Here is a 2,242-nt window from a genome sequence, read left to right as displayed (position 1 = left end):
CCCAAGAGCGACATCGACCTGGCGATCGAGGGCTGCCCCGACTTTGGCGCGCTGTACGATCGCCTGCAGGACGAACTCTGGAGCCTGCTCGAGCTGGACATCGTCAACTTGGACGGGCACGTCTCGGACGAGCTTCGCCGGGAGATTGCGCGCGACGGCAAGGTTCTGTACGAGTCGGAGGACGCCTAGCCACATGGAAGACCTGCTGCTCGACATACTTGACGCGCTGCGCCGCCTGCCCGACCCGCCGGGCGAGGGCTCGCTCGGCCCGCTCGACCTGGACCGCATCGTCCGCCGGCACAACCGCGGCATCTCCAACAACGCCAAGCATCTCTCCAAGCGCTACATCCTGCCCTTCTACCTGCGCGTCAAACAGGAGGAGCCGGATCGCTGGCGCGCGTGGGGCGTGGACCCCGCGCTCGAGCGGCGTCTGCTCCGCACGCTGCGCATGAAGCCGCGCCGCACGGCGTCCGGCGTGGCCACCATCACGGTGCTCACGCGGCCGCACCCGTGCTCGGGCCGGTGCGTGTACTGCCCCAACGACCTCCGCATGCCAAAAAGCTATCTGGCAGACGAGCCCGCCTGCCAGCGCGCGGAGCAAAACTACTTCGACCCGTTCCTGCAGGTCACCACGCGGCTCACCGCGCTGCACCAGATGGGCCACTCCGTGGACAAGGTCGAGCTCATCGTGCTGGGCGGCACGTGGAGCGACTACCCGGAGTCCTACCAGCTCTGGTTCGTGCGCGAGCTCTTCCGCGCGCTCAACAGCTGGCCCGTCCCCACGCCGGAGCTCGAGGCGCGCCGCGACCACTACCGCAAGCTGGGCATCTCCAACGACCCAGCCACGCTCGCGCGCGAGGTGGCGCCGGAGCAGCAGCTGGTCAACGCTGGCCTCATGACCTACAACCAGGCCTTCGCGCGCCTGTACGGCAGCGTCCCCACCAACGAGGATCCCTGGGGCGAGAAGAGCGAGCGCTTTAGGCAGGCAGCCGCAATAATGCATGCGACCGCGGACGAGCTCGCGGCCGAGCAGCGCCGCAACGAGACCGCCGCCCATCGCGTGGTGGGCCTCGTGATCGAGACGCGGCCCGACGCCATCACGCCGCAGAGCCTCACGCTCTTCCGCAAGCTGGGATGCACCAAGATCCAGGTCGGCATCCAGTCCACACGCCAGCAGGTGCTGGACGCCAACCATCGCGGTACCACGGTGCAACAGATACGGCGGTCCTTCTCGCTCATACGGCTCTTTGGGTTCAAGATCCACTCGCACCTGATGGTCAACCTGCTGGGCTCCACGCCCGATCAGGACGTGGCGGACTTCCGCACGTTTGTGACGGACCCCGGCTTCCTGCCGGACGAGGTCAAGCTCTACCCCTGCGCGCTCGTGGCGGGCACGCAGCTGGTGGGGCTCTACCGCTCCGGCCGCTGGCGGCCCTACACGGAGGACGAGCTGCTCAGCGTGCTGGTGGCGGACACGCTGGCCACGCCGCCGTACATGCGCATCAGCCGCATGATCCGCGACATCGGCGCGGACGACATCCTGGTGGGCAACAAGAAGACCAACCTGCGCCAGATGGTGGAGGGCCGCATCCGGCAGGAGGGCCTGGCTGGCCGCGTGCACGACATCCGCTTTCGCGAGATCGCGCGCTCGCAGGTGGACCTGGGCGCGCTCAGCCTGGACGACGTCACGTACAACACGGCCGTCACGTGCGAGCACTTTCTGCAGTGGGTCACGCCCGAGGGCCGCATCGCCGGCTTCCTGCGGCTGTCGCTTCCCAACTGGGACGCGCTCGCGGCCGGCACGCTGGACGTGTGCGCGGACAAGCTGCCCACGCGTCCCGGCGACGCCATGATCCGAGAAGTGCATGTTTACGGCCAGGCGGCGCACCTTGGCAAGGCGGACTCGTCCTCGCAGCACCAGGGGCTGGGCCGCGCCCTGGTCTCGCGCGCCTGCGACATCGCACGCGAGGCCGGCTACGCGCGCATCAACGTGATCAGCTCCGTGGGCACGCGCGAGTACTACCGCCACCTGGGTTTTGCGGACGTTGGCCTCTACCAGCGCCGCGAGCTGTAACGCGGGCGGGCGAGGGCCGGGTCCGCGGGCAGCGGGCAGGCGCCGTAACGCGTGCGGGCGCCGGCCGGGACCGTTTCGCCCCGCCGGCGCCCGCACTTGCGCCTGTCTGCCCTGGCTACTCCGCCTTGAGCGCGCGCTCCACGTAGCCGATGTACATGGTGTGGTAGT

1 protein-coding gene and 1 pseudogene are annotated in these 2,242 nt (G+C 69.0%); both read left to right on the top strand.

Features of this window, described 5'->3' with window-relative positions:
* Positions 1–189, top strand: a pseudogene (locus ACI38Z_RS06705) (nucleotidyltransferase domain-containing protein); the annotation flags it as partial.
* Positions 190–193: 4 nt separating this feature from the next.
* Positions 194–2,074: an elongator complex protein 3 gene (locus tag ACI38Z_RS06700; RefSeq protein WP_439789417.1), complete on the top strand. Its 1,881-nt coding sequence runs from the start codon at positions 194–196 to the stop codon at positions 2,072–2,074.
* Positions 2,075–2,242 lie beyond the last annotated feature (168 nt).

This window comes from Parafannyhessea sp. (assembly GCF_051876455.1).
Taxonomy (GTDB): Bacteria; Actinomycetota; Coriobacteriia; order Coriobacteriales; family Atopobiaceae; genus Parafannyhessea.
The sequence above is the reverse complement of the archived record's forward strand: the minus strand, read 5'-3'. Positions and strand labels throughout refer to the sequence as shown.